Source organism: Pseudomonas sp. GW821-FHT01A09, from assembly GCF_058986725.1.
In genome coordinates, this window is the sequence record NZ_JBYSWB010000015.1 from 121,841 (window position 1) to 148,366 (window position 26,526).

The following is a 26,526-nucleotide window of genomic DNA, read 5'->3' on the forward strand; positions in this document are numbered from 1 at the left end:
GACCCGCCGACCACCTTCGGCGAGTGCACAACCCAGATCGAATACCAGGCAAAGGCGCCTGGAGCTTAACGGCTCCAGGCGTCTTTTTTTTTGCCTTTTTTTACCGAGGAATCGCCATGAATGCGCCAATGAGCATCGAGCCGCGGGAAAGACTGATCGTCATCGGTAACGGCATGGTCGGCCACCACTGCGTCGAACAACTGATCGAGCGCGGGGCGCTGAATCGCTTCGAGGTGCGGGTCTTCGGCGAGGAGCGTCAGCGCGCCTACGACCGCGTGCACCTGTCCGAATACTTCAGCGGCTCCGATGCCGAGGCGCTGGCGCTGGGCGAGGCCGATCTATACGGTCGTCACGGCGTGCATCTGCATTTGAGTGAAGCGGTGCTCGAGATCGATCGCGAACGCTGTGAAGTGGTCACCGCGCACGGCCGCTACGGCTACGATCGGCTGGTGCTGGCCACCGGCTCCTATCCCTTCGTGCCGCCGATCAGCGGCTCCGAGGGCAATGCCCGGCTGGTCTACCGCACCTTGGACGATCTGGACAGCATTCGCGCGGCGGCGGCCAACGCTCGCCGTGGCGTGGTGGTGGGGGGCGGCCTGCTCGGTCTGGAGGCCGCGAATGCCTTGAAGTCCCTGGGCCTGGAGGCTCATGTGGTGGAATTCGCGCCGCGCTTGATGCCGGTGCAACTCGACAGCGACGGCGGCGCTGCCTTGCGCGCGCAGATCGAGGCGTTGGGCGTCGGCGTGCACACCTCCCGCGCCACTCAGTCGGTGGCGGCGGGTGAGGACTATCGCTATCGGATGAATTTCGACGGTGGCGAGTTTCTCGAGACCGACCTGATCGTCTTCTCGGCCGGCATTCGCCCGCAGGATGCGCTGGGGCGCGACAGTGGCCTGGAGATCGCCGCGCGCGGTGGCGTGGTGATCGACGAGCACTGTCGCAGCAGCGATGCGCGGATCTTCGCCATCGGTGAGTGCGCCTCCTGGAACGGCAGCGTCTTCGGCCTGGTCGCGCCGGGCTACAGCATGGCGCGCAATGTCGCCAGTGCCTTGGCGGGTGAGGCGGCGGCGACCTTCGGCGGTGCCGACATGTCCACCAAGCTCAAGCTGCTGGGGGTCGACGTCGGCTCCATCGGCGATGCCCACGCCGCCACGCCGGGGGCCAGGAGCTATCGCTTCATCGACGAGGCCAACGCCAGCTACCGGCGCTTGGTGGTGGATGCCGAGGGCAAGCGGGTCATCGGCGCCGTGCTGGTCGGCGACAACAGCTACTACGACACCTTGCTGCAGTATGTACAGAACGGCATCAAGCTGCCGGCAGATCCTGCCAGTCTGATTCTGCCGCAGTCCGAAGGCACGCCGAGCCTGGGCGCCGATGCGTTGCCGGATACCGCCACTATTTGCTCGTGCCACAACGTCACCAAGGGCGCGATCTGCACGGCCATCGACAGCGGCTGCGCCGAGTTGCCCCAGCTCAAGGCGCAGACCAAGGCCTGTACCGGCTGTGGTGGCTGCGCGGCGTTGCTCAAGCAGGTCTTCGAGCACGAGCTGATCGCCCGCGGCGTGGCGGTAGACAAGAGCCTGTGCGAACACTTCGCCTACACCCGCCAGGAGCTCTATGCCCTCGCTCGCGTCGAGGGCATTCACAGCTTCGATGAAATGCTCGCCAGGCATGGACGTGGCCACGTCGGCTGCGATATCTGCAAACCCACGGTAGCCAACGTGCTGGCCTCGTGCTGGAACCGGCCGATCATGGACCCGTCGCTGGTGCCGCTGCAGGACACCAACGACACCTTCATGGCCAACATGCAGAAGAACGGCACTTACTCGGTGGTGCCGCGCATCCCGGGTGGCGAAATCACCCCGGACAAGCTCATCGCCATCGGCGCGGTGGCGAAAAAATACGACCTCTATACCAAGATCACCGGCGGCCAGCGCATCGACCTGTTCGGCGCGCAGTTGCACGAACTGCCGGATATCTGGAGCGAACTGATCGCCGCTGGCTTCGAGACCGGCCACGCCTACGGCAAGTCGACGCGCACGGTGAAGTCCTGCGTGGGTAGCACCTGGTGCCGCTATGGCGTGCAGGACAGCGTGCAGATGGCGCTGCTGATCGAGGATCGCTACAAGGGCCTGCGTTCGCCGCACAAGCTCAAGTTCGCGGTATCGGGCTGCACCCGCGAATGCGCCGAAGCGCAGAGCAAGGACGTCGGCGTGATCGCCACCGAGAAGGGCTGGAATCTGTACATCGCCGGCAACGGCGGCATGCGTCCGCGGCATGCCGAGCTGTTCGCCACCGATCTGGACGACGCGACGCTGATTCGCTACATCGATCGCTTTTTGATGTTCTACATCCGTACCGCCGACAAGTTGCAACGCACTTCGGTGTGGCGCGAGAGCCTGGAGGGCGGCCTGGCGTTTCTCAAACAGGTAGTCATCGACGACAGCCTGGGGTTGGGTGCCGAACTGGAAGCACAGATGCAACTGGTGGTGGATCGCTATGAATGCGAATGGGCGAATGCCTTGAAAGACCCGGAGAAACTCAAGCGCTTCCGCACCTTCGTCAACGACAAGCGCAGCGATCCGGACATTCAATTCATCAAAGAGCGCGAGCAACGTCGGCCCGCGCCAATGGTGCAGCTGATTGCCGTGACCGAGGAGGTGCTGTGATGGCTCAGGTACAGGTGCAACAACGTTGGCAGCGGATATGCGCCGTGAGTGATCTGGTGGCGCAGTCGGGGGTGGTGGCTTGGCTGAATGGCGAGCAGGTGGCGCTGTTCTATCTGCCGGAGCGAAGCCCGCCGATCTATGCGGTGGCCAATCGTGATCCGCAGTCGGGGGCCAACGTGATCGGCCGCGGCATCGTCGGCTTGCTCAAGGGCGAGTTGGTGGTGGCGGCGCCGTTGTACAAGCAGCATTTCAGCCTGGTCAGTGGGTGCTGCGTCGAAGACCCGAAGCAGGCGCTGGCGACTTGGGCAGTGCGGTTGGCGGGTGACGCCGTGGAAGTTACCCTGTAGCGAGGGGGCTTGCCCCCGAAGATTTGTCCGGCGGCACCTTTGTAGCGGGCCGATATCTTTCGGGGGCAAGCCCCCTCGCCACAGGGTGAATGCGCTTTGTTCCTGCTACGATGCGCGCCATGAACCTCGATACCCGGATCAAATTCCGCCATTTGCTGTGTTTCCTCGAAATCGCGCGCCAGGGCAGCTTCGCCAAGGCCGCCGATGCCGTGGCGATCAGCCAGCCGGCGATCTCGAAGACCCTCAAGGAGCTCGAAGAGCTGCTCGAAACCCGGCTGTTCGAGCGGGACAAGAACGGCGTCGAACTGACCCCGGCCGGCATCCGTTTCATGCGCTATGCGGCGCCCTGCGTGCAGGCCCTGCGCGACGGTGTCAGCACCCTGCGCAGCGAGGAGCACGAGCCGCCACAGGTGCGTGTCGGCATCCTGTCGACGGTCGAAAGCCAGCTCATGCCCGAGGTCCTCAAGCGCCTGCACGAGCGTCATGACGCCCTGGTGGTCAGTGTGTCCACCGGGCCCGGCGCTTATCTGTTGGGGCAACTGCATGTCGGCGACCTTGATCTAGTGATCGGCCGCATGACCGATAGCCCGCAGATTCAGGGCCTGATCTTCGAACACCTGTACAGCGAAGCCATGGCTCTGGTGGTGCGCACCGGCCATCCGTTGCTGGCCGCGCAACCGCTGGAGCGCAGCCAGATCAGCCGTTATCCGCTGGTGCTGCCGCTGGCCGGCACGACCATTCGCAAACACGCCGATAGTCTGTTCGTGCAATGCGCCGTCAGCCCGTCTTCGCAAAGAGTCGAAACACTTTCCCCGACCCTCAGCCGCCGCTACGTGCAAACCAGCGATGCGATCTGGGTCGCGCCTCGGGATGCGGTACGCCTGGACGTCAGCCAGGGCGAGTTGCACGAGTTGCAATTGGGTGTCAGCGAGCCGGGTGGTTCGGTGGGCATCTGCAGCAACGCTGCGCGGGCCTTGCCATTGCCGGCGCAATGGTTATGTGAGGTGGTTCGCGAGGTGGCCGTGGAGTACCGCCAGGCGAGCGAAGCGGGCTGACTGCGGTTTTCCCCCGGTCGCGACTCCCGGCAAGATGAAATCCTTGTAATACCTGAACTTATCCCCCTTTAGTGCCTCTCATGCCGGTAGCCATTGGTCGTGGCCGCCTGATAAGCTCGCGGCTTTACTCGAATGCCCTATTGGCGCATGAACAAGGAAATAGCATGAAACAGCATCGGTTGGCAGCGGCGATCGCCCTGGTTGGTTTGGTACTCGCAGGCTGCGATCAGCACGCCAGTGTCGAGCTGAAAACACCGGCGCAGAAAGCTTCTTATGGTATCGGCCTGAACATGGGCAAGAGCCTGGCGCAAGAAGGCATGGACGACCTGGATTCCAAGGCCGTGGCTCAAGGTATCGAAGATGCCGTGGGCAAAAAGCCTCAGAAACTCAAGGACGACGAATTGGTCGCCGCTTTTGCCGATCTGCAGAAGCGCGCTGAAGAGCGCATGGCCAAGATGAGCGCCGAAGCTGAATCCGCCGGCAAGAAATTCCTCGAAGAAAACGGCAAGAAGGAAGGCGTGGTCACCACCGCTTCCGGCCTGCAGTACCAGATCATCAAGAAAGCCGATGGCCCGCAGCCCAAGCCGACTGACGTGGTCACCGTTCATTACGAAGGCAAGCTGATCGACGGCAAGGTCTTCGACAGCTCCATCGAGCGTGGTAGCCCGATCGACCTGCCAGTCAGCGGCGTGATCCCGGGTTGGGTCGAAGGTCTGCAACTGATGCACGTTGGCGAGAAGGTCAAACTGTTCATCCCGGCCAACCTGGCCTACGGTGCCCAGAGCCCGAGCCCGGCGATCCCTGCCAACTCGGTTCTGGTGTTCGACCTGGAGCTGATCGCCATCAAGGATCCGTCCAAGGCCGATGCCGGTGCACCTGAGCAGTCGCCGGAAGAAGACGAAGGCGCGCCAGACGACGCACCGGCAGCTCCAGCTGCTCCAGCCAAGAAGTAAGTCTGCTGGATTGTCCTGCAAACGCCCCGTCTCGACGGGGCGTTTGCGTTTCTGCGAATTGATTATGCCGATGGATGCCGATTTTTTTCGAACTGCTGCAAATGCCTGTAGTCACAGCTCTACGCCCTCATGGCGTTAGCCGTAAGAGGCTGTCCAGTCAACGAAAATCTTCGTTTTTTATGTGAGTAAAAAACGCGCGATCTGTGCTCGGCCCTTGTATCTCGGGGGCCGACAGGCCTTAATTTGCCTCTGTTCACAAGGTTATCCACAATATCTGTGGATAACCTTTCCCCTATGTTTTCGGGAGGGTTCATGAAAGCACCCTGGAGTTTCAGCCGTTTCCTGCCGTTGGCCGAGCGGCTCTTGAGTCGCGGTCGTTTACCCGCACTGGCGTTCGCGGTGACGCGCAAGATCAAAGGTAACAACCTCGGCAAGTTGAAAAAGGATGTCGGCTTGCTGCAGGCCCTGTGCCTGGCCTACTGGCGTGGGGAATATCGGGCCATCAGCGGCAAATCGATGCTGTCGATCGTCGCTGGCTTGTTGTATTTCGTCAGCCCCTTCGATGCCATCCCGGACTGGCTGGTGGGCGTAGGCATGCTCGACGACATCGCCGTGCTGAGCTGGGTGATGAAAGTGGTGGCTAACGAACTCGAAGATTTCCGCGCCTGGCGCGCCCGTCAGTCGCCGGAAAAACTGCGTGTGCTCGAGCGCGTGCCCGATGTCTCGGAGCCGTTGGAGCTGGATCCGCGCAAAATCTAGTAGCGAGGGGGCTCACCCCCCATACAGCTATGTCCTGCCCGCTCCTGGCGATTTTCGGGGGCGAGCCCCCTCGCTACAGGCGACAATTCCAGGACAAATATCCCCTCCCTGAGATTCCGCTGTTAAGATAATCGCATTGAGGAATATGCCTACCGAGCAATCGCTTCGGGCGTAAAGGGGAATGTGATGGGTATTCAGGTGATCAGTCGCGATGGCCAACCGGAATATGCCGTGGTGCCATGGGCTGAATATCAGGCCCTGTTGGCCGCCGCGGGCCAGGTAGCGTCAGTGCCGGAGCCGACAGCGCAGGTCGACGCCGCCAGCCAGGCCGGGCATCCGGCCTTTACCGAACTGGCCAGCCTGCGTGAAGCCAAGGGCCTGGAGGCCAATACCCTGGCCCGTGCCGTCGGCATCAGCCCGGCGTATCTGGCGATGATCGAGAGCGGCGAACGCGACCCCGATGCCGCGATCAAGCGCAGCCTGGCATGGGAGTTGGGGGTGCCGGGCTGGAGGGATGCATCATGAGCGTGCGTATCAGTCGGCAGCAATGGGACGGCCTGTTGGGCGAACTGGATCACGCCCGTCGCCAGCGCCATCTGCTCACCTACCGCGCGCTGCTCGAACGCTTGCAGTTCCCCAGCCCCGCCATGCAAACCTTGACCGCCGCCCTCGAACACCTGGCCTCGCTGGATGCCAAGGCCGAGCAACCGATCCGTAGTTCATTGGTCATCAGCCAGGGTGCAAGTCGTTTGCCGCGCCCTGGCTTTTTTGAATGCGTGGAACGTCTCGGGCGCTTTTCCGGACCTTCCGATGGCGTCGCCGCCGCCTCCTGGCATGCCTCCGAAGTGGTCCGGGTATTCGAGTACAGCTACCCCGAGCAGTGCGCCTCCTGATCAGAAATCCAGCGTTGCCGACACCTTCAACGTGCGTGGTTCGCCTTGGGTCAGGTAGTTGCTTGAAGTCGATGCTGCTGCCCAATAGGCCTTGTTCGCCACGTTTTCGAGGTTGGCGCGCAGGGTGATGTCCTTGTCATCCATCTTGAAGCGATAACGCGCACCCAGGTCGACGCGCGTCCAGGCCGGGATCGACAGGGTGTTCTGCGCATTCACGTACTGGCCACCGGTACGCAGCAAGCGGGCATTCAGCGCTGCGCCTTCGATGCCGGGTACGTCCCAGTCGGCGCTGACGTTGTACTGGAAGCGCGGTACACCGGCCGCGCGGTTGCCATCGTTGGTACCGCTGGCGGTCTTTTCCAGCTCGGCATTCATCCAGGTCGCGCCGCTCAGCAAGCGCAAGCCTTCCAGCGGTTCGCCGAACAGGTTCAATTCCACTCCACGGTTACGTTGCTTGCCATCGACGCCAAAGATGTTGGCCGTGCTGGTCGCGCTGGCCGGTTGTTCGATGCGATAGACCCCAAGACTGCCGCCGTAGCTGCCCATGTCGACTTTCATGCCGGCTTCGATCTGTTTGCTGCGCGCCGGAGGGTTTTGTGCCCCCGGATTAGCGGCGGTACCGGGGGCCGTGGCGCCCTGGGCGAGGCCCTCGATGCGGTTGGCATAGAACGAAACATGCTCCCACGGTTTGATCACCAGGCCATAGACCGGCGTGGTGATGGAGTCGGCGTAGCTGGGGTTGGCGATGCCGGTGGTGCTCGACCAGGTGTTGGTGACCACTTCCTGGCGGCGCACACCGACGGTCAGCAGCACACGCTCATCGAGCAGCCCTAGGGTGTCGGCCAGTGCCACGCTGCGGTTGCGGTTGCGGCCGGTCATGGCCGGGTCATGCAGATCGCCGCCGGTGGTGATCACCGAGGTCGGCTGCGGGACCTGCTGGGTGTGGTAGAAGTCGACCGGGAAACGGCTGGCCGTGGTGAGTTGCTGGAAGGCCGAGCGCTGCTCCGCCCAGATCCCGGCCAGGCCGAAGTTGACCTTATGGCTCACCGCGCCGGTGTCGAAATGCCCGTTGAGCCCAGCCATGGCGCTTTTGTTGTCCTCGTCATGGGGGGAATACAGCATCCCGCCTTTGGCCGTGCCCTGTTTATCGGCCACGTATACTGACGAGTAAACCCCGTTCTCCCGGGTGTGCTTGGCGCCAATCGCCGCGTAGGCGGTCCAGTTGTCGTTGAGGTCGTACTCGGCGCGCAGCATGCCGTAGGTGTCCTCCAGCTGTGACCAGCTCCAGTTCTGAGCCCAGTTGTGGCGTGCCGAGGGCGCATCCGGGATACCCGTGCCAGTGGCATACACCACCGAGCGGCCGGCATTGATGCGTTGTTTCTGGTAGCCGAAATCCGTCACCACCCGCAGCCGATCGCCACGATAATCCAAGGCCGCGCTGGCCAATACCGTGCGCCGGTATTCACGGTCGATGGCCGTATCGCCTTCGCGTTGAGCCAGGTTGACGCGTGCGCCCCATTCGTTGTTTTCGCCGAAACGCTTGCCCAGATCCAGGTGCCCGCCCACGCGGCTGTCGTCGGTGTAGTCCAGCGTCACGCTGCGGGTCGGGGTATCTTCAGCGCGCTTGGGCTGCAGGTTGACGCTGCCGCCGATACCACTGCCCCCGGGCGACACGCCGTTGAGAAAGGCGTTGGAGCCTTTGAACAGCTCGACGCGTTCCAGCGATTCGGTGCCGATGATCTGCCGTGGCAGCACGCCGTACAGGCCGTTGAAGGCAATGTCATCACTGTTGAGCGGCAGGCCGCGAATGATGAACATCTGCGAGAAGTTGCCAAAGCCGTTGGACTGGCGCACCGAGGCATCGTTGAGCAACACGTCGCCGATGGTCTGCGCCTGCTGGTCGCGCATGGTCTGGGCGGTATAGCTGGTGACGCTGAAGGGCACGTCGCTGATCGCCTGATTGCCCAGCACGCCCAGTTGCGCGCCGCGGGCGACCTGGCCGCCGGCGTAGGTATCGGTATAGGCGCTCTGCACGTCGGTGACTGTGGTGGCGCCCAGTTGCAGGGCGTCGCTTTGGCGTGCTGTGGGCGCCAGGGTGTAGCCGCCGTTACCGGTGGCGATCAGGCTGTAGCCGCTGCCGGCGAGCAGTTGGGCGAAGCCTTCGTCGACCCCGTAGTGGCCATGCAGGCCGTTGCTTTGACGGTTGTCGATCAGGTGCGGGGCGAATGACAGTGGCACCCCGGCCTGGGCGGCGAATTGCGCCAGCACGTTGGCCAGCGAGCCTGGGCCGATGGCGTAGTCCTTGGCCTTGGCGGCCTGGCTGTCGGCCGCCAGGGTGGTGGGCATGTTGGCCAGCGTCCCTGCCAGGCCGAGACCGATGGCCAGGCTCAGGGCCTTGAAGCGAAAGCGCGGGGAAGGGCGGCGAGGCAGGGTGGAGATCATTCGGCGATCCTGTCGGATGAAAGGCAATGAGAGGGGTTATTCCTTTCACCGGACGAGTACGAAAAAGGTATCAGCCTGAGGGATAAATGATTACGAGCGCGCTTCGACCGTCACCCAATAGGGCGTCATGCGGCTCACGCTGATCGGCAGCGTGTCCTGCAACAAGCGCAGGCTGGTATCGCTGTCGCGCAGGCTGAATGCCCCGGATACCCGCAGGTCCGCTACCGCGCCGTGGCAGCGCAAGATGCCCGAGCGATAGCGGGCCAGTTCTTCCAGCACCTCTGCGAGGCGCATGTCCTGGGCCAGCAGCATGCCGTTTTCCCAGCTCAATGCCCCTGCCGTCAGGGTCCGCGGCGTGCTGACCTGATCGCGGTCGAACGAGGCGACTTGCCCCGCCTTGATCAGCGTGTCGCCGGTGTGATTCACCGGCGTCAAGGTCACGGTGCCCGCGCTGACGGCCACCTGGCTATGATCATCGAACACACGCGCGCTGAAGCGCGTACTCGCCGCGTGGACGCGGCCGTGTTGGGTCTGGACGATGAACGGCCGTGGCTCAAGTCGAATGGGAACATCTGTGGGAGCGAGCTCCGCCCGCGAGGGCGGCATGGCCACGCTGACGAGGATTTCCCCGCGCAGCAGCCGCACCAGACGCTGCTGGTCGTTGAAGGCGATATCGACCGCCGTCGCCGTATTGAGCAGCAGTTGACTGCCATCGGGCAGGCGCAGTTGTTTCTGCTCGCCGGTGGCCGTGTGCAGGTCGGACGCCCACACTTCCCAGGGCCGCTGCTGCCAGGCCAGCCACGCCACCGGGCCACAGAGCAACAGCAGGCCCAGGCGGTTGAGCAGTTGGCGGCGCTGCAGGCCCTTGCGCCGGTCGACATTGCGCAGCGTCTGCATCGCGATCCCGGCCGGCACGCTGCGAAAATCCCCCAGCAGCGCCTCGGCCCGTTGCCATGCCTGAGCGTGTTGATCGCTGCGGCTGCGCCATTGGGCGATGGCCTGATGATCGGCGCCGCTGACTTCGCCGCAATGCAGCTGTACCAGCCAGTCGGCCGCCTCACCGAGGATTTGCGGATCGATGGGGGCCGACATCAATCCAGGCTCAGGCAGGCGATGAAGGCGGTGCGCATATGACGCTTGACGGTGATCAGCGAGATGCCCAGGCGCTCGGCGATCGCGTTGTAGGTCAGGCCATCGAGCTGCGACAGCAGGAAGGCCTGGCGCGTCAGGGCCGGCAAGCTCTGCAGCATGGCCTCCAGACGGCACAGGGTTTCGAGGATCAACAAGCGTGATTCCGGCGAAGGCGCCAGTGCTTCGGGGACCTGCGCCAAGGCTTGCAGATAGGCCTTTTCCACTTCTTGACGGCGCCAGCGATCGATTACCAGGCCCTTGGCGATGTGGGTCAGCAGGGCTCGGGGCTCATTACCCGTCACTTGCCGGCCCAGTACCCGCACGAAGGTGTCCTGCGCGATGTCGGCGGCATCCCAGGCGTTGCCCAGGCGCCGCTGCAGCCAGCCGTTCAGCCAACCGTGATGGTCACTGTAGAGGGTGGTGAAGGTTTGGGCGCTGACGTTGGATTCGGCTGACGACATGTTGATCACGCAGGCGATCTGGCGATCCCTGCCAGTGAATGTAACTAAGAATTGATCTCATTCTATCGGCGGCGCGGGCTGCTTGTCGATTGCTGTGTGCAACTTTGGTCACTCGGCGGCGGGCGGGCTAGGAAGTCGCGTCAGGGGCGCGCCAGATGCCAGACATCCGCTTCATTGTCACCGGTGGTATCGCCGGGCTTGCTGTCCTGATACCAGGTGTACAGCGGCTGGCCCTTGTAGGCCCATTGCAAGGCGCCGTCACGGCGGGTAATCAGCGTCCAGTCGCCATGCGCTTGCGCACCGACGGGGGCCAGCAGGGCGGGCCATTTCTGCAGGCAGTTGCCATTGCACAGTGACTGGCCGTCCCTGTCGCGCTCGAAGGTGTAGAGCGCCATGCCCTTGCTGTCCACCAGCACTGCGCCCTTGTCGGTCTGCGCCGACGTCGCCGGAGCCGAGACACAGGCGCTGAGGCTGCACAGGGACAACAGGGCCAAGTAGTGCAAAAGACGCATGAAGGCTCCGGGCGTGGAGTGGGAAAGGGTTACACCTTGTATCGGGAGGGGAGGAGGATTCTTGAGCGGAAGAGGTTCCCTATGGGAGTTTTCGGAACGACTGATCACACTTGCGAATCTGGCAAATCTACGGTGGTTATAGTGTTGACAGTCAAATTCTTGAAACAAGCAGGTATCCAGACGGGGAGAGATTCATGAGGAAACTCGAAATGCTTTATCCCATCACGATTTTGCCCGATGACGGGGACCATGCCTGGGGGGTCGAGGTGCCTGATATTCCGGGATGTTTCTCGGCGGGAGACGATCTTGACCACGCCATGGCGATGGCCCGAGAAGCCATAGAAGGCCACCTTGAGCTCTTGGCCGAGGAAGGCCTGGCGATACCTGTGGCGAAGCGTGTAACCCATCACGCGAATGACCCGGCATTCGCCGGTTGTACCTGGGCATTGGTGGACATCGATGTGACGCGCTATATGGGCAAGGCGGAAAAGCTGAATATCACGTTTGCCTGGTTTCCTGTTGAATCGCATCGATGCCTACGTCAGGAACCATCCTGATCAGAAAAGCCGATCAGGCTTTCTGGCCGCGGCGGCGTTGCGTGCCTTGCAAGGTGGCTGATGTGGTGAGCCGCCTGTAACGAAAAAGCCCATCCAGAAGGATGGGCTTTTTCGTCAATTGGCTCCGTGACCAGGACTCGAACCTGGGACCCAATGATTAACAGTCATTTGCTCTACCGACTGAGCTATCACGGAATTTGCATCGCATGTTACTGATTGCTAAGGAGAAGTCAAGCTTTCACCGGACTTCTCCCACGCATTCGATCACAAGACCGCCAGAATCGCCTGAGTGACCTTGTCGATGTTGCCGCGGTTCAGGGCCGCGACGCAGATACGGCCAGTGTCCAGCGCATAGATACCGAACTCGTTGCGCAGGCGCCCGACCTGCTCGGCGCTCAGACCGGAGTAGGAGAACATCCCGCGCTGGCGGCCGACGAAGCTGAAGTCGCGACCGGCGCTGTTGCCGGCCAGGGCGTCGACCATGGCGGTGCGCATGGCCTTGATGCGCTGGCGCATTTCACCCAGCTCGGCTTCCCATTGCGCGCGCAGTTCGGGGCTGGCGAGCACCGCGGCCACGATGCTGGCGCCGTGGGTCGGCGGGTTGGAGTAGTTGGTGCGGATCACGCGTTTGATCTGCGACAGCACGCGGCTGCTTTCGTCCTTGGAGTCCGTCACGATCGACAGCGCGCCCACGCGTTCGCCGTACAGCGAGAAGGATTTGGAGAACGAGCTGGAAACGAAGAAGCTCAGGCCCGAGTCGGCGAACAGGCGCACGGCGGCAGCGTCTTCGTAGATGCCATCGCCGAAGCCCTGATAGGCCATGTCGAGGAAGGGTACATGGCCCTTGGCCTTGACCACATCAAGGACGTTCTGCCAGTCGGCCTGGCTCAAGTCGACGCCGGTGGGGTTGTGGCAGCAGGCGTGCAACACGACGATCGAGCCGGACGGCAGGGCCTGAAGGTCTTCGAGCATGCCGGAACGGTTGACGTCATTGCTGGTCGCATCATAGTAGCGGTAGTTCTGCACCGCGAAGCCGGCGGTCTCGAACAGCGCGCGGTGGTTCTCCCAGCTCGGATCGCTGATGGCGACGATGGCATCGGGCTTGAGTTGCTTGAGGAAGTCGGCGCCCAGCTTCAGCGCGCCAGTGCCACCTACCGCCTGGGCAGTGATGACTCGGGCGCTGCCGATCAGTGCCGAGTCGGCGCCGAACAGCAAGGTCTGTACGGCCTGGTCATACGCGGCGATACCGTCGATCGGCAGGTAGCCACGGGCAGCATGAGAGGCCACACGCTGGGCTTCCGCTTCGATCACGGCGCGCAGCAGGGGAATTCGCCCCTCTTCGTTGCAGTAAACGCCCACACCCAGATTGACCTTGTCGGTACGGGTATCGGCGTTGAATGCTTCGTTGAGGCCCAGGATAGGATCGCGGGGTGCCAATGGGACAGCGGAAAACAGGCTCATTTTGACCGTGGCTCTGATTTAGGATGGATAAAGGACACGCGCTCGAAGAAATGCACTGGAGCGGTGCACGAACGGGGAGTCAGTATAGTGATCCTTGCGAAACACGGCGACAGGTTGCACCGAGTTTTACCGCTAAATATTTCATTTATTTCACCCGCCTTCGAGGCGCCGGGAAAATCTGCGCCGTCGAGCCTTGAAAGCGTGCTTTAACGGCACCATTTTGTTACAACTACTGTCTATAAATACAGGTCGTCCGTTGTGCGCCGATCTGTCCCTTGTCGCTCGGGCGAGGGTTGCCACTCAGAGGTCCTCATGTCCGAATTCCAGTTGGTCACCCGTTTCGAACCCGCCGGCGATCAGCCCGAAGCCATCCGTCAGATGGTCGAGGGTATCGAAGCCGGCCTCGCGCACCAGACGCTGCTCGGGGTGACCGGGTCGGGCAAGACGTTCAGCATCGCCAACGTCATCGCTCAGGTGCAACGCCCGACCATGGTGCTGGCGCCGAACAAGACCCTGGCAGCCCAGCTGTACGGCGAGTTCAAGGCGTTTTTCCCGAACAATGCCGTCGAATACTTTGTTTCCTACTACGACTACTACCAGCCTGAAGCCTATGTGCCGTCGTCCGACACCTTCATCGAGAAGGACGCCTCGATCAACGACCACATCGAGCAGATGCGCCTGTCCGCCACCAAGGCCCTGCTGGAGCGCAAGGACGCCATCATCGTCACCACGGTGTCGTGCATCTACGGCCTCGGCAGCCCTGAAACGTACCTGAAAATGGTCCTGCACGTGGACCGCGGCGACAAGCTCGATCAGCGCGCACTGCTGCGCCGCCTCACCGACTTGCAATACACCCGCAACGAGATGGATTTCGCCCGCGCCACCTTCCGTGTGCGCGGCGATGTGATCGACATCTTCCCGGCCGAATCGGACCTCGAGGCCATCCGCATCGAGCTGTTCGACGACGAGGTGGAAAACATCTCGGCCTTCGACCCGCTGACCGGCGAGGTCATCCGCCGTCTGCCGCGCTTCACCTTCTACCCCAAGAGCCACTACGTGACGCCGCGCGAAACCCTGCTCGACGCCGTCGAAGGCATCAAGGAAGAGTTGCAGGTGCGCCTTGAATTCCTGCGCAACGCCAACAAGCTGGTGGAAGCGCAACGGCTCGAGCAGCGCACCCGCTTCGATCTGGAAATGATCATGGAGCTGGGCTACTGCAACGGCATCGAAAACTACTCGCGCTATCTGTCGGGCCGTCCCGCCGGGGCGCCGCCACCGACGCTGTATGACTACCTGCCGCCCGACGCGCTGCTGGTGATCGACGAATCCCACGTCAGCGTGCCCCAGGTGGGCGCCATGTACAAAGGCGACCGGTCGCGCAAGGAGACCCTGGTGGAGTACGGGTTCCGCCTGCCGTCGGCGCTGGACAACCGGCCAATGCGCTTCGACGAATGGGAGTCGGTGAGCCCGCAGACCATCTTCGTGTCGGCGACCCCGGGGCCTTATGAAGCGGACCATGCCGGGCGCACCATCGAGATGGTGGTGCGGCCCACCGGTCTGGTGGACCCGCAGATCGAGATTCGCCCGGCCACCACTCAGGTCGACGATCTGCTGTCGGAGATCCGCAAGCGCGTGGCCCTCGACCAGCGAGTGCTGGCTACCACCCTGACCAAGCGCATGGCCGAAGACCTGGCGGACTATCTGGCCGATCACGACGTCAAGGTGCGCTACCTGCATTCGGACATCGACACCGTGGAGCGCGTCGAGATCATCCGCGACCTGCGCCTGGGTACCTTCGATGTGCTGGTGGGCATCAACCTGCTGCGCGAAGGCCTGGACATGCCGGAAGTGGCGCTGGTGGCGATCCTCGATGCCGACAAGGAGGGCTTCCTGCGCTCCGAGCGCTCGTTGATCCAGACCATCGGGCGGGCGGCGCGTAACCTCAACGGCCGGGCGATCCTGTACGCCGATCGCATCACCGGCTCCATGGAGCGGGCGATCGGCGAAACCGAGCGGCGCCGCGACAAGCAGATCGCCTTCAACACCCTGCATGGCATCGTCCCGGTGGGGGTGGTCAAGGACGTCGCCGACATCATGGAAGGCGCCACCGTGCCCGGCTCGCGCAGCAAGAAGCGCAAGGGCATGGCCAAGGCCGCCGAGGAAAACGCCAAGTACGAAGCCGAGCTGCGCTCGCCCAGCGAGATCAACAAGCGCATCCGCCAGTTGGAAGAGAAGATGTACCAGTTGGCCCGCGACCTGGAGTTCGAGGCTGCGGCGCAGACCCGCGACGAGGTCGCCAAGCTGCGCGAGCGCCTGCTCACCGTCTAACTTACAAACCCTGTAGCGGGGGGGCTTGCCCCCGAAAAGTTTGTCTGCCACGCCGTTTTTGCTGATCCACAGCAATCGGGGGCAAGCCCCCTCGCTACAGGGATTGTGGTGCCCCCCCTGCCACCCCTGCTAACATCCGCCCCCTTGATTCAATTCAGCTGCGGGACTTTCCATGACCACCGTTCGTACGCGCATCGCGCCGTCGCCCACCGGCGACCCCCATGTCGGCACGGCGTATATCGCCTTGTTCAACTATTGCTTCGCCAAACAGCATGGCGGCGAGTTCATCCTGCGCATCGAAGACACCGATCAGCTGCGCTCGACCCGCGAGTCCGAACAGCAGATCTTCGGCGCCCTGCGCTGGTTGGGCATCGAGTGGAGCGAAGGCCCGGACGTCGGCGGCCCGCACGGCCCGTATCGGCAGAGCGAGCGGGGCGACATCTACAAGCAGTACGCTCAGCAACTGGTCGATCTGGGCCATGCCTTCCCGTGCTTCTGCACCAGCGAAGAACTGGACCAGATGCGCGCCGAGCAACTGGCCCGCGGCGAAACCCCACGCTACGACGGTCGTGCCTTGCTGCTGTCGGCGGAAGAAGTCGCGCGTCGCCTGGCCGCCGGTGAGCCCCATGTGATCCGTATGAAGGTGCCGACCGAAGGCATTTGCGTGGTCCCTGACATGCTGCGCGGCAACGTCGAGATCCCGTGGGACCGCATGGACATGCAAGTCCTGATGAAGACCGACGGCCTGCCGACCTACTTCCTCGCCAACGTGGTCGACGACCACTTGATGGGCATCACCCACGTGCTGCGCGGCGAAGAGTGGCTGCCCTCGGCGCCCAAGCTGATGAAACTCTACGAGTACTTCGGCTGGGAGCAGCCGCAGCTGTGCTACATGCCGCTGCTGCGCAATCCGGACAAGAGCAAGCTGTCCAAGCGCAAGAACCCGACCTCGGTGACCTTCTACGAGCGCATGGGCTTCATGCCCGAAGCCATGCTCAACTACCTGGGGCGCATGGGCTGGTCGATGCCCGACGAGCGGGAGAAATTCAGCCTGGCCGAGATGGTCGAGCATTTCGACCTGTCGCGCGTGTCACTGGGTGGGCCGATCTTCGATATCGAGAAGCTGTCCTGGCTCAATGGCCAGTGGCTGCGCGAATTGCCGGTGCAGGAATTCGCCGCACGCGTGCAGCAATGGGCGTTCAACAGCGATTACATGATGAAGATCGCCCCCCATGTGCAGGGCAGGGTAGAGACCTTCAGCCAGATTGCACCCTTGGGCGGGTTTTTCTTCGCTGGCGGCGTGAACCCGGACGTGAAGCTGTTTGAGAGCAAGAAGCTTTCGGGTGATCAGGTTCGTCAGCTGATGCAGTTGATCCTCTGGAAGCTCGAAGCCTTGCGCCAGTGGGACAAGGAGCGCATCACCGGCACCATTCAAGCGGTGGTCGAGGCGCTGGAGTTCAAGTTGCGCGACGCCATGCCGCTGATGTTCGCCGCCATTACCGGTCAGGCCAGCTCCGTGTCGGTGCTCGACGCCATGGAAATCCTCGGCCCGGACCTGACGCGTTTCCGTCTGCGTCAGGCGCTGGACTTGCTGGGCGGCGTGTCGAAGAAAGAAAACAAGGAATGGGAAAAACTGCTGGGCACCCTCGCCTGAATCCAAACCCACCCTGTAGCGAGGGGGCTTGCCCCCGATACGGTACACCAGCCACCGATGCAGGTGCAGACACACCGCATCGGGAGCAACCCCCCTCGCCACAGTGGTTTGCCAGTAAGTCACTGTTATCGCGGTAAATTATTTTGAGATTTTTTCAAAAATAAGTTTGACAGCACACCGGTCCGCACTTAATATGCGCCCCGTCCACACAGCAACACACTGTTTGGGGCTATAGCTCAGCTGGGAGAGCGCTTGCATGGCATGCAAGAGGTCAACGGTTCGATCCCGTTTAGCTCCACCAATTTCCAGGCGTAACGTTGAAGTTTGACTTTACGCCGATCAGTTCCAGACTGATCATTGGTAGAAGGTATGTCCCCTTCGTCTAGTGGCCTAGGACACCGCCCTTTCACGGCGGTAACAGGGGTTCGAGTCCCCTAGGGGACGCCAGTTTTACAGAGATGGGAACGTGAAAGCTTCCATCCCGCCGCAGGGCGATAAATTCGGGGCTATAGCTCAGCTGGGAGAGCGCTTGCATGGCATGCAAGAGGTCAACGGTTCGATCCCGTTTAGCTCCACCAATTTGCCAGGATCCGCGCTAGCGGATCTGCATGAAGGTTTTGCGTCCCCTTCGTCTAGTGGCCTAGGACACCGCCCTTTCACGGCGGTAACAGGGGTTCGAGTCCCCTAGGGGACGCCACGATTTCCCGCTCTGCGGGACCAAGGCTCATTCGATTATTGAATGGGCCTTTTGTTTTTTCTGGCGGACGAAAAACCGTCACTCCTGATTCGGTACACTGCGCCCTTGTCGACCACAGCCAAGTGAGAGCCGCGATGAATTGGGATCTGCCCACACCCTTCACCATCGAACTGAGCGTCGGCGCCGACGATATCGACGGCCTCGGGCACGCCAACAATGCCGTGTACGTCAGTTGGCTGGAGCGCGGTGCCTGGCGCCATTCCCAACACCTGGGGCTGGACCTGGTGGCCTATCGGCGCCTTGACCGCGCGATGGCCGTGGTCCGCCACGAGATCGATTACCTGGCCGCCGCCTACGAAGATGACCAACTGGTGCTGGCGACCTGGATCGTCGATTGGGATCAGCGCCTGAAGATGCAGCGGCGCTTCCAGTTGCTCCGCCCCCGCGATGGCGTGACGCTGCTGCGGGCGCAAACCACCTTTGTCTGTATCGAGCTGTCCACGGGCAAGCCCAAGCGCATGCCTGCGCAGTTCATCGAAGGCTACGCCCCGGCGTTGCAATCGGCCTGAGCCGGTGACGTCGAGTTACCCGATTTCCCGTTCAACCCTGTAGCGAGGGGGCTTGCCCCCGATACAATCTGCCAGTCACCGCTGCAGGTGCTGACACACCGTATCGGAGCAACCCCCCTCACCACAGGGTTTATCCTGCAGCAGGGGATTCAGGCTACAATGCCGCGCCCATTTTCGAGACACCGTTCCCCATGCAAATAGCCCTGGCGCCCATGGAAGGCCTGGTCGACGACATCATGCGCGACGTCCTCACTCGCGTCGGCGGGCTGGACTGGTGCGTGACCGAATTCATTCGCGTCAACGATCGCCTGTTGCCGCCCAGTCAGTTCATCAAGTTCGGCCCCGAACTGCAGCACGGCGCGAAAACCGCGTCGGGCGTGCCGCTGCGCGTGCAATTGCTGGGCTCCGATCCGCTGCTGCTGGGCGAGAACGCCGCGCTGGCCTGCGAGCTGGGGGCGCCGGCCATCGACCTGAACTTCGGTTGCCCGGCCAAAACGGTGAACAAGTCCCGCGGCGGCGCAGTGCTGCTCAAGGAGCCCGAGTTGCTGCACGCAATTGTGCGCGAGGTGCGGCGCGCGACCCCGGCGCATATCCCGGTGACGGCCAAGATGCGCCTTGGTTTCGACAGCCCGGATGTTGCCCTGGTGTGCGCCACCGCCCTGGCCGAAGGCGGCGCCGAGCAGATTGTCGTGCACGCGCGGACCAAGGTCGAAGGCTATAAGCCGCCGGCGCACTGGGAGTGGGTAGCCAAGGTGCAGGACGTGGTCAAGGTGCCGGTGTTCGCCAATGGCGATATCTGGACGGTGGACGATTGGCGCCGCTGCCGTGAAGTCAGCGGCGCCAAGGACTTCATGCTGGGCCGTGGGCTGGTATCGCGCCCTGATCTGGCGCGGCAGATCGTCGCCGCAGCCCAGGGCATCGAGCTGCCGGACATGACCTGGGCCGAGTTGCTGCCACTGATCCAGGACTTCTGGCTGCAGGCGGTCGCCCATCTCACCCTGCGCCAGGCGCCAGGGCGGCTCAAGCAGTGGCTGGCGATGTTGACCCGCACCTATCCCGAAGCCGTGGTGATGTTCGACGTGCTGCGCCGCGAAACCGAATTGACGCACATCGATCGCCTGGTGGGCGTAGAGCGCAGCGCCGCCATACCCTGTAGCGGGGGGGCTTGCCCCCGAAAATTATCCGCCCGACAAAACTCTTTCGCCGAATAGAGCTTTCGGGGCAAGCCCCCTCGCTACAGGTTAATTCCCGGCCAGCAACATCTCCCGAAACGCCCGCAGCGACAGTGGCTGGCTGTGCAGATAGCCCTGATAGAAATGACAGCCCAGCCCCTGCAGGAACTCCAGCTGATCCGACGCCTCAACCCCCTCGGCGATCACCGTCAGCTCCAGGCTGTGGGCCATGGCCACGATCGCGCGGACGATTTCCGCGTCGTTGGGATCATCCGCGGCATCGCGCACGAATGACTGATCGATCTTCAAGGCATCCACCGGCAGACGCTTGAGATAGGTCAGCGAGGAATAGCCGGTGCCGAAGTCGTCCATTGCGAAACTCACCCCCAGCTTCTTGAGGACGTGCATCTTGGCGATGGTGTCGTCCAGATCCTGAATCACGATGCCCTCGGTGATCTCCAGTTTGAGCACGCGGCAGGGCACGGCGTGGGTGCTCAGACTCAACAGCACACGCTCGACGAAATCGTTCTGGCGAAACTGCCGCGGGCTGATATTCACGCACAGGCTGAAGGTGGCAGGATCGATCAAGCCTTCGCGCAGCAATTGCGCGGCGGCACGACAAGCTTCCTCGAGGATCCAGCTGCCCACCTCCAGAATCATCCCGCTTTCTTCCAGCACCTGGATGAACAGTACTGGCGGTTGCATGCCCAGTTCCGGGTGGTGCCAGCGCAGCAGCACCTCGGCGCCAACGATGTGCTCGCTGCGCGCGTCCACCTGCGGTTGGAAGTTAAGCTGCAGTTCGTTGCGCGCCAAGGCCATGCGCAGGTCGTTCTCCAGGCGCAGGCGCTCCACCGCGGCTTTTTGCATCGAACTGTGGAACAGCTGCGTGGTGTTGCGCCCGGCGTCCTTGGCCCGGTACAGCGCGATGTCGGCACGTTTGAGCAGGTCGGCCGGGGTCGAGCCGTGATCGGGGATCAAGGCGATGCCGATGCTCGGGGTCACTTGCAAGCGGTGGCTGTCCAGCGACATCGGTTGCGCCAGCAACTGACGGAATTCGTCGGCGGTGCTGCGTACCTGGGCGGTGACATCGCGGCGTGTGCCCTTGAGGCCGGTGATCAGCACCACGAACTCGTCCCCGCCCAGGCGCGCCACGGTGTCTTCCATGCGCACCGAGGCCTCGAGGCGGGCGGTGACGATCTTCAGCACCGAGTCGCCCACCGGGTGGCCCAGCGAGTCGTTGATGTGCTTGAAGTTGTCGAGGTCGAGGAACAGCAACGCGCCCCGTTGATTGAGCTGTTTGAGCTGGCCGATGTGGTGGCTCAGGCGCTCCATCAGCAGGGCGCGGTTGGGCAGGTTGGTGAGTGAGTCGTGGTAGGCCAGATGGCGAATCTGCGCCTGGGCGTTGCGCAGCTGGCTGACATCGCGAGAGGTGGTCAGCAGGCAGGGTTTTTCATCGAGGATGATGGTTTCAACCGACACTTCCACCGTGATCAACTGGCCCTGGCGCGTGCGCCCGAGCATTTCATGGTGCAACACCCGGCCAGTGTCTTCGACGGCGATGATCAGGCGCTCGTACTGCCGTTCGTCCGCCCAGATCTGCACGTCGTCGACGCGGCGCCCCAGCACATCCTCGGCGCGATAACCGGTGAGGCGGCAGAAACCGTCGTTGACCTCCAGATAGCGACCGTTGGCCTTGTTGATGATGGTGATGGCGTCCGGGCTGGAGTGGAAGGCCTTGGCGAACTTTTCCTCGCTGGCCTTCAATGCCGCTTCGGCCCGTTGTTGCTTGGTCACGTCGCGCAGGGTGGTGACCAGGCACGACGAGCCGCTGACGCGGATCATGCTGCTGGACACCAGGCAGGTGAGGGCGCGGCCAAAGCGGCTATGCACGGTAATGGTCAGTTGATCGAGCGACTGATCGCGCATGAAATGCTCCATGCGCCGTTCGTGGAAGTCGTCGTTGGCCCAGAAACCGGCCTCACGTGCGGTGCGGCCGATGATCTGTTTCGCGCTCCAGCCGAACGTCTGCGTGAATTTGGAATTGATCTCGATGAAAATCCCGTCGCTCAAGCGGGTCACGCAGATCGGATCCGGGCAGGCCTGGAACAGGCTCGAGAACTTCTCTTCGGAATGAACCAGGCGTTGCTCGCGTTCGATCTGATGGCTGATGGTGTTCAGGCTGCCGACCACTTGTCGGCTGGTTCCGTCGGCATCCTGATAACTGACGCTACGCTCACGTATGCGGCTGTCGACGATCTGCCCGCTGTCCAGATCCCAATGCCAGCGCAAGGGTTGCGCGACCGCCTGGGCGATGGTCGCATCGGTATCGGGCCCGCTATGCCCTTTGCGCTCCAGCAGGCTGGGCGCGTCGGCGTCGGCATGATCGACAATTGGATAGAGAGGTGTTGGCATCGATCGCGGACCTTATTGTTGCCAGTTGCCTGCGCATGAAACCTCAAGTCATGCTTTTCCCACTCAAGCCGGGGTGGCGTCAAGCACCACTTCGGCATCCAATAGCGCCATGAACGCCCGGGCCGCATTGGAGAGCGTTCGCTCGGTGTGCAGGATGTAGCCTAGCTGGCGGCGCAGTTGCATGTCGGGTAAATAAACGGCGGCCACCTGGTCGTCGAGCATGGTGCGCGGCAGCACGCTCCAGGCCAGTCCGATGGACACCATCATCTTGATGGTTTCAAGGTAGTTGGTGCTCATGGAGATGTTGGGTGACAGGCCCTGGGCTTCGAAATGGCGGCGCACTATATGGTGGGTGAAGGTGTTGGTGCCGGGAAATACCGCCGGATGCCGGGCGATTTCCTCGAGGCTGACCTGTTTTTGACTGCCCAGTTGATGTTCGGCAGAGACCACGAAGTCCAGCGGGTCGTCCCACACCGGGATAGCCCGCACCAGGGGGTGAGGGTCCGGGGCAAGGGTAATGACCGCCAGCTCGGCGCGGCCATGGAGGATCTCTTCGTAGGCGGTCTCGGAGTCGAGAAACTGGATGTCCAGGGCCACCGCCGGATACTTGCGGGTAAAGGCCCGCAGGATCGGTGGCAGGCGATGCAGGCCGATGTGGTGGCTGGTAGCGAGCGTCAAGCGGCCGCTGACCTCGCCGGTCAGGTTGGTCAGGGCGCGCCGGGTATCGTCCAGCACATTGAGAATCTGGTAGGCCCGGGGCAGCAGGGCGCGCCCGGCCTCGGTGAGGCTGACTTCACGCCCGAGCCGGTCGAACAGGCGTACATTGAGTTGCTGTTCGAGGCTGGCGATGCGTTTGCTGATGGCCGGTTGGGTCAGGTGCAGGCGTTCCCCGGCGCCGGAGAAGCTGCCGTACTCGGCGATGGCGATGAAGGCATTTAGATTGGCGAAGTCCACCGACTCGAATTCCTTTTGGTTATCCAAAGCATAAAAATTATGAATTTGAGTTATCCAATCTAACCTCTTACCATCCACCCCACAAGCCAAGTGGTTATTGGCGCAGAAAGAAGCTGATGAGGAACCGTCTGATGGCTGGCAAAACGCTCTACGACAAGCTCTGGGATTCGCACTTGGTCAAACAGCGCGACGATGGCTCGGCGCTGATTTACATCGATCGTCACATCATTCACGAAGTGACCTCGCCGCAAGCCTTCGAAGGCCTGCGCCTGGCCGGGCGCAAGCCGTGGCGTATCGACGCCAACATCGCCACGCCGGACCATAACGTGCCGACCACACCGGAGCGCAAGGGCGGAATCGAAGCCATCGCCGACCAGGTCTCGCGCCTGCAGGTGCAGACCCTCGACGACAACTGCGACGAATACGGCATCACCGAATTCAAGATGAACGACGTGCGCCAAGGCATCGTCCATGTCATCAGCCCGGAGCAGGGCGCGACCCTGCCGGGCATGACGGTGGTCTGCGGTGACTCGCACACCTCGACCCACGGCGCCTTCGGTGCTCTGGCTCACGGTATCGGCACTTCCGAGGTCGAGCACGTGCTCGCTACGCAGTGCCTGGTCGCCAAGAAGATGAAAAACATGCTGGTCAAGGTCGAAGGCCAATTGCCGGCTGGCGTGACCGCCAAAGACATCGTCCTGGCCGTGATCGGCAAGATCGGGACTGCCGGCGGCAACGGCCATGCAATCGAGTTCGCGGGCAGCGCCATCCGTGACCTGTCGATCGAAGGCCGCATGACCATCTGCAACATGTCCATCGAAGCCGGTGCCCGCGTGGGCCTGGTGGCGGCGGATGAAAAAACCGTCGCTTACGTCGAAGGCCGTCCGTTCGCGCCCAAAGGCGAGGACTGGGTCAAGGCGGTAGAAGCCTGGAAAGAACTGGTCACCGATGCCGACGCCGTGTTCGACACCGTGGTCGAGCTTGACGCCGCCCAGATCAAGCCGCAAGTCAGCTGGGGCACCTCGCCCGAGATGGTCCTGGCCGTGGATCAGAACGTCCCGGACCCTGCCAAAGAGAGCGATTTGATCAAGCGTGGCTCCATCGAACGCGCCCTCAAGTACATGGGCCTGACCGCCAACCAGGCGATCACCGACATCCAGCTCGATCGCGTGTTCATCGGCTCGTGCACCAACTCGCGGATCGAAGACCTGCGCGCTGCGGCCGAGATCGCCAAGGGCCGCAAGGTCGCTTCGACCATCAAGCAAGCCATCGTGGTACCGGGCTCGGGGCTCGTCAAAGCCCAGGCCGAAAAAGAAGGCCTGGACAAGATCTTCGTCGACGCCGGTTTCGAATGGCGTGAGCCCGGCTGCTCCATGTGCCTGGCGATGAACCCGGACCGCCTGGAGTCGGGCGAGCATTGTGCGTCCACCAGCAACCGCAACTTCGAAGGCCGTCAAGGCGCCGGTGGCCGTACCCACCTGGTCAGCCCGGCCATGGCCGCCGCCGCTGCCGTCACCGGCCGCTTTATCGATGTTCGCGAATTGACTCAAGGGAGCGCAGCATGAAAGCCTTTACTCAAGTCACCGGCCTGGTCGCGCCATTGGATCGCGCCAACGTCGACACCGACCAGATCATTCCCAAGCAGTTCTTGAAATCGATCAAGCGCACCGGCTTCGGCCCCAACCTGTTCGACGAATGGCGTTACCTGGACGTAGGTCAGCCTTATCAGGACAACTCCAAGCGCCCGCTGAACAAGGATTTCGTCCTCAACCACGAGCGCTATCAAGGCGCCAGCGTGCTGTTGGCTCGGGAGAACTTCGGTTGCGGTTCGAGCCGCGAGCATGCGCCTTGGGCGCTGGACGAGTACGGCTTTCGCTGCGTGATCGCGCCGAGCTACGCTGACATCTTCTTCAACAACAGCTTCAAGAACGGTCTGTTGCCGATCATTCTCAGCGACGCCGAAGTCGACGAGTTGTTCAAGCAGGTCGAGGCCACGCCGGGTTACCAGCTGCAGGTCGATCTGGCCAGCCAGACCGTCACCCGCCCGGATGGCCAGACGCACAAGTTCGAGATCGACGAATTCCGCAAGCATTGCCTGCTCAACGGTCTTGACGACATCGGCCTGACCTTGATGGATGGCGACGCGATCGCCGCCTTCGAGAGCAAACACCGCGCAAGCCAGCCCTGGCTGTTTCGCGACGCTTGATCATTCATCGCGTCGGGAGCGAGCGCCGTACCCTGTGGCGAGGGGGCTTGCTCCCGATACGTCGGCACTGATCCACTGTCGACAGCAGGCTCGGCCCCTCGGGAGCAAGCCCCCTCACCACACGGATCGACGCTGAAAATGCAGCGTCACCGAAACACCCGACACCCAGAACAACGAGGAACCCATGAGCAAGCAGATTCTGATTCTCCCAGGCGACGGTATCGGTCCGGAAATCATGGCCGAAGCGGTCAAGGTGCTGGAACTGGCCAACGACAAGTACGCCTTGGGCTTCGCCCTGCAGCATGACGTGATCGGTGGCGCTGCCATCGACAAGCACGGCGTGCCGCTGGCCGACGAGACCCTGGAGCGTGCCCGCGCCGCCGACGCCGTGCTGCTGGGCGCGGTGGGTGGTCCGAAATGGGACAAGATCGAGCGCGACATCCGTCCGGAACGCGGTCTGCTGAAAATCCGTTCGCAGCTGGGCCTGTTCGGTAACCTGCGTCCGGCCATCCTCTACCCGCAACTGGCCGAGGCCTCGAGCCTCAAGCCGGAAGTGGTCGCGGGCCTGGATATCCTCATCGTGCGCGAGCTGACCGGCGGCATCTACTTCGGCGCCCCGCGTGGCACCCGCGTGCTCGACAACGGCGAACGCCAGGGTTACGACACCCTGCCGTACAGCGAAAGCGAAATCCGCCGCATTGCCGTGGTCGGCTTTGAAAGCGCGCAAAAGCGCGGCAAGAAGCTCTGCTCGGTGGACAAGGCCAACGTGCTGGCCTCCAGCCAGTTGTGGCGCGAAGTGGTCGAAGAAGTGGCCAAGGATTACCCTGACGTCGAACTCAGCCACATGTACGTCGACAACGCCGCCATGCAACTGGTGCGCGCGCCCAAGCAATTCGACGTGATCGTCACCGACAACATGTTCGGCGACATCCTGTCGGATCAGGCTTCCATGCTGACCGGTTCTATCGGCATGCTGCCGTCGGCGTCGCTGGATTCCAGCAACAAAGGCATGTACGAGCCGTGCCACGGTTCGGCGCCGGACATCGCCGGCAAAGGCATCGCCAACCCGCTGGCGACCATACTGTCGGTGTCGATGATGCTGCGTTACAGCTTCGACCAGCAGGTTGCCGCCGACGCCATCGAGAAGGCCGTGAGCCTGGTTCTCGATCAAGGCCTGCGCACTGGCGACATCTGGAGCGAAGGCTGTGCCAAGGTCGGTACACAGGAAATGGGCGATGCAGTAGTCGCCGCGCTGCGGAATCTGTAATCTCTTGGGCCCGCTGCAACAGGCAGC

General features: G+C 62.5%; 20 protein-coding genes, 5 tRNA genes and 2 pseudogenes. 19 read left to right on the plus strand and 8 right to left on the minus strand.

The window, feature by feature from the left end; all coding sequences use genetic code 11:
• Positions 1–116 precede the first annotated feature (116 nt).
• From nirB to AC3WJP_RS18000, 7 genes are all read left to right on the plus strand, one after another.
• Positions 117–2,669, plus strand: coding sequence for a nitrite reductase large subunit NirB (nirB, locus tag AC3WJP_RS17970; RefSeq protein WP_493724004.1), 2,553 nt, complete (start codon positions 117–119; stop codon positions 2,667–2,669).
• Positions 2,669–3,016, plus strand: coding sequence for a nitrite reductase small subunit NirD (gene nirD / locus AC3WJP_RS17975; protein ID WP_493724005.1), 348 nt, complete (start codon positions 2,669–2,671; stop codon positions 3,014–3,016). The genes nirB and nirD overlap by 1 nt, the downstream gene beginning before the upstream one ends.
• Positions 3,017–3,135: 119 nt before the next feature.
• A complete protein-coding gene (gene pcaQ, locus AC3WJP_RS17980; protein ID WP_493724006.1) occupies positions 3,136–4,071 on the plus strand; it encodes a pca operon transcription factor PcaQ in 936 nt (311 codons plus the stop codon).
• 164 nt (positions 4,072–4,235) lie between these two features.
• On the plus strand, positions 4,236–5,024 hold the full coding sequence (bamJ, locus tag AC3WJP_RS17985) for a BamJ family beta-barrel-assembly machinery protein (protein WP_493724007.1): 789 nt from the start codon (positions 4,236–4,238) through the stop codon (positions 5,022–5,024).
• Positions 5,025–5,336: 312 nt separating this feature from the next.
• The gene (locus AC3WJP_RS17990; protein ID WP_493724008.1) at positions 5,337–5,783 is read left to right on the plus strand and encodes a YkvA family protein; all 447 of its coding nucleotides are present in this window, start codon (positions 5,337–5,339) and stop codon (positions 5,781–5,783) included.
• A gap of 186 nt (positions 5,784–5,969) precedes the next feature.
• A complete protein-coding gene (locus AC3WJP_RS17995; protein ID WP_493724009.1) occupies positions 5,970–6,308 on the plus strand; it encodes a helix-turn-helix domain-containing protein in 339 nt (112 codons plus the stop codon).
• Positions 6,305–6,676 (plus strand): hypothetical protein, encoded by a 372-nt coding sequence (locus AC3WJP_RS18000; RefSeq protein ID WP_493724010.1) that lies wholly within the window; start codon positions 6,305–6,307, stop codon positions 6,674–6,676. The genes AC3WJP_RS17995 and AC3WJP_RS18000 overlap by 4 nt, the downstream gene beginning before the upstream one ends.
• Here the strand turns inward: AC3WJP_RS18000 and AC3WJP_RS18005 are convergent, their stop codons facing one another.
• The 4 genes from AC3WJP_RS18005 to AC3WJP_RS18020 form a co-directional block, all read right to left on the minus strand.
• Positions 6,677–9,118, minus strand: coding sequence for a TonB-dependent siderophore receptor (locus tag AC3WJP_RS18005; RefSeq protein WP_493724011.1), 2,442 nt, complete (start codon positions 9,116–9,118; stop codon positions 6,677–6,679).
• Positions 9,119–9,208: 90 nt separating this feature from the next.
• Entirely contained in the window at positions 9,209–10,210 is a 1,002-nt protein-coding gene (locus AC3WJP_RS18010; protein ID WP_493724012.1) for a FecR domain-containing protein, read from the minus strand.
• A complete protein-coding gene (locus AC3WJP_RS18015; protein WP_493724013.1) occupies positions 10,210–10,710 on the minus strand; it encodes a sigma-70 family RNA polymerase sigma factor in 501 nt (166 codons plus the stop codon). Before AC3WJP_RS18015 ends, AC3WJP_RS18010 begins: the two co-directional genes overlap by 1 nt.
• A gap of 140 nt (positions 10,711–10,850) precedes the next feature.
• Complete coding sequence (locus AC3WJP_RS18020) at positions 10,851–11,222, minus strand: COG4315 family predicted lipoprotein (protein WP_493724014.1); 372 nt, start codon at positions 11,220–11,222, stop codon at positions 10,851–10,853.
• 209 nt (positions 11,223–11,431) lie between these two features.
• On the opposite strand from AC3WJP_RS18020, the pseudogene AC3WJP_RS18025 reads away from it, so the two are divergent.
• Positions 11,432–11,840: pseudogene (locus AC3WJP_RS18025) on the plus strand (type II toxin-antitoxin system HicB family antitoxin).
• Between the two features lie 58 nt (positions 11,841–11,898).
• On the opposite strand, the gene AC3WJP_RS18030 reads toward AC3WJP_RS18025, so the two are convergent.
• Both AC3WJP_RS18030 and AC3WJP_RS18035 read right to left on the minus strand, forming a co-directional pair.
• Positions 11,899–11,974 (minus strand) — tRNA-Asn (locus AC3WJP_RS18030).
• Between the two features lie 69 nt (positions 11,975–12,043).
• A complete protein-coding gene (locus tag AC3WJP_RS18035; RefSeq protein ID WP_493724015.1) occupies positions 12,044–13,240 on the minus strand; it encodes an amino acid aminotransferase in 1,197 nt (398 codons plus the stop codon).
• Positions 13,241–13,552: 312 nt separating this feature from the next.
• Between AC3WJP_RS18035 and uvrB the strand changes: the two genes are divergently transcribed.
• The 8 genes from uvrB (at position 13,553) to AC3WJP_RS18075 (ending at position 19,699) form a co-directional block, all read left to right on the plus strand.
• A complete protein-coding gene (gene uvrB / locus AC3WJP_RS18040) occupies positions 13,553–15,568 on the plus strand; it encodes an excinuclease ABC subunit UvrB (protein ID WP_493724016.1) in 2,016 nt (671 codons plus the stop codon).
• Between the two features lie 172 nt (positions 15,569–15,740).
• Positions 15,741–17,222: a glutamate--tRNA ligase gene (gene gltX, locus AC3WJP_RS18045; RefSeq protein ID WP_493724017.1), complete on the plus strand. Its 1,482-nt coding sequence runs from the start codon at positions 15,741–15,743 to the stop codon at positions 17,220–17,222.
• Between the two features lie 225 nt (positions 17,223–17,447).
• Positions 17,448–17,523: transfer RNA gene (locus AC3WJP_RS18050), tRNA-Ala, on the plus strand.
• Between the two features lie 70 nt (positions 17,524–17,593).
• Positions 17,594–17,669: transfer RNA gene (locus tag AC3WJP_RS18055), tRNA-Glu, on the plus strand.
• Between the two features lie 55 nt (positions 17,670–17,724).
• Positions 17,725–17,800: transfer RNA gene (locus AC3WJP_RS18060), tRNA-Ala, on the plus strand.
• A 43-nt stretch (positions 17,801–17,843) separates the two neighbouring features.
• Positions 17,844–17,919: transfer RNA gene (locus AC3WJP_RS18065), tRNA-Glu, on the plus strand.
• 134 nt (positions 17,920–18,053) lie between these two features.
• Positions 18,054–18,488 carry an acyl-CoA thioesterase gene (locus AC3WJP_RS18070; protein WP_493724018.1) on the plus strand — a complete coding sequence of 145 codons (435 nt, stop codon included), beginning with the start codon at positions 18,054–18,056 and terminating at the stop codon, positions 18,486–18,488.
• 191 nt (positions 18,489–18,679) lie between these two features.
• Entirely contained in the window at positions 18,680–19,699 is a 1,020-nt protein-coding gene (locus AC3WJP_RS18075; RefSeq protein WP_493724019.1) for a tRNA dihydrouridine synthase, read from the plus strand.
• Between the two features lie 30 nt (positions 19,700–19,729).
• On the opposite strand, the pseudogene AC3WJP_RS18080 reads toward AC3WJP_RS18075, so the two are convergent.
• Together AC3WJP_RS18080 and AC3WJP_RS18085 are read right to left on the minus strand one after the other, a co-directional pair.
• Positions 19,730–21,901 (minus strand): annotated as a pseudogene (locus tag AC3WJP_RS18080) (sensor domain-containing protein); the annotation flags it as partial.
• Between the two features lie 234 nt (positions 21,902–22,135).
• Positions 22,136–23,026 carry a LysR family transcriptional regulator gene (locus AC3WJP_RS18085; protein WP_493724020.1) on the minus strand — a complete coding sequence of 297 codons (891 nt, stop codon included), beginning with the start codon at positions 23,024–23,026 and terminating at the stop codon, positions 22,136–22,138.
• Between the two features lie 131 nt (positions 23,027–23,157).
• Between AC3WJP_RS18085 and leuC the strand changes: the two genes are divergently transcribed.
• The 3 genes from leuC (at position 23,158) to leuB (ending at position 26,499) form a co-directional block, all read left to right on the plus strand.
• Complete coding sequence (gene leuC, locus AC3WJP_RS18090; RefSeq protein WP_493724021.1) at positions 23,158–24,591, plus strand: 3-isopropylmalate dehydratase large subunit; 1,434 nt, start codon at positions 23,158–23,160, stop codon at positions 24,589–24,591.
• On the plus strand, positions 24,588–25,232 hold the full coding sequence (leuD, locus tag AC3WJP_RS18095) for a 3-isopropylmalate dehydratase small subunit (RefSeq protein ID WP_493724022.1): 645 nt from the start codon (positions 24,588–24,590) through the stop codon (positions 25,230–25,232). Before leuC ends, leuD begins: the two co-directional genes overlap by 4 nt.
• Before the next feature lie 184 nt (positions 25,233–25,416).
• Complete coding sequence (gene leuB / locus AC3WJP_RS18100; RefSeq protein WP_493724023.1) at positions 25,417–26,499, plus strand: 3-isopropylmalate dehydrogenase; 1,083 nt, start codon at positions 25,417–25,419, stop codon at positions 26,497–26,499.
• Positions 26,500–26,526 lie beyond the last annotated feature (27 nt).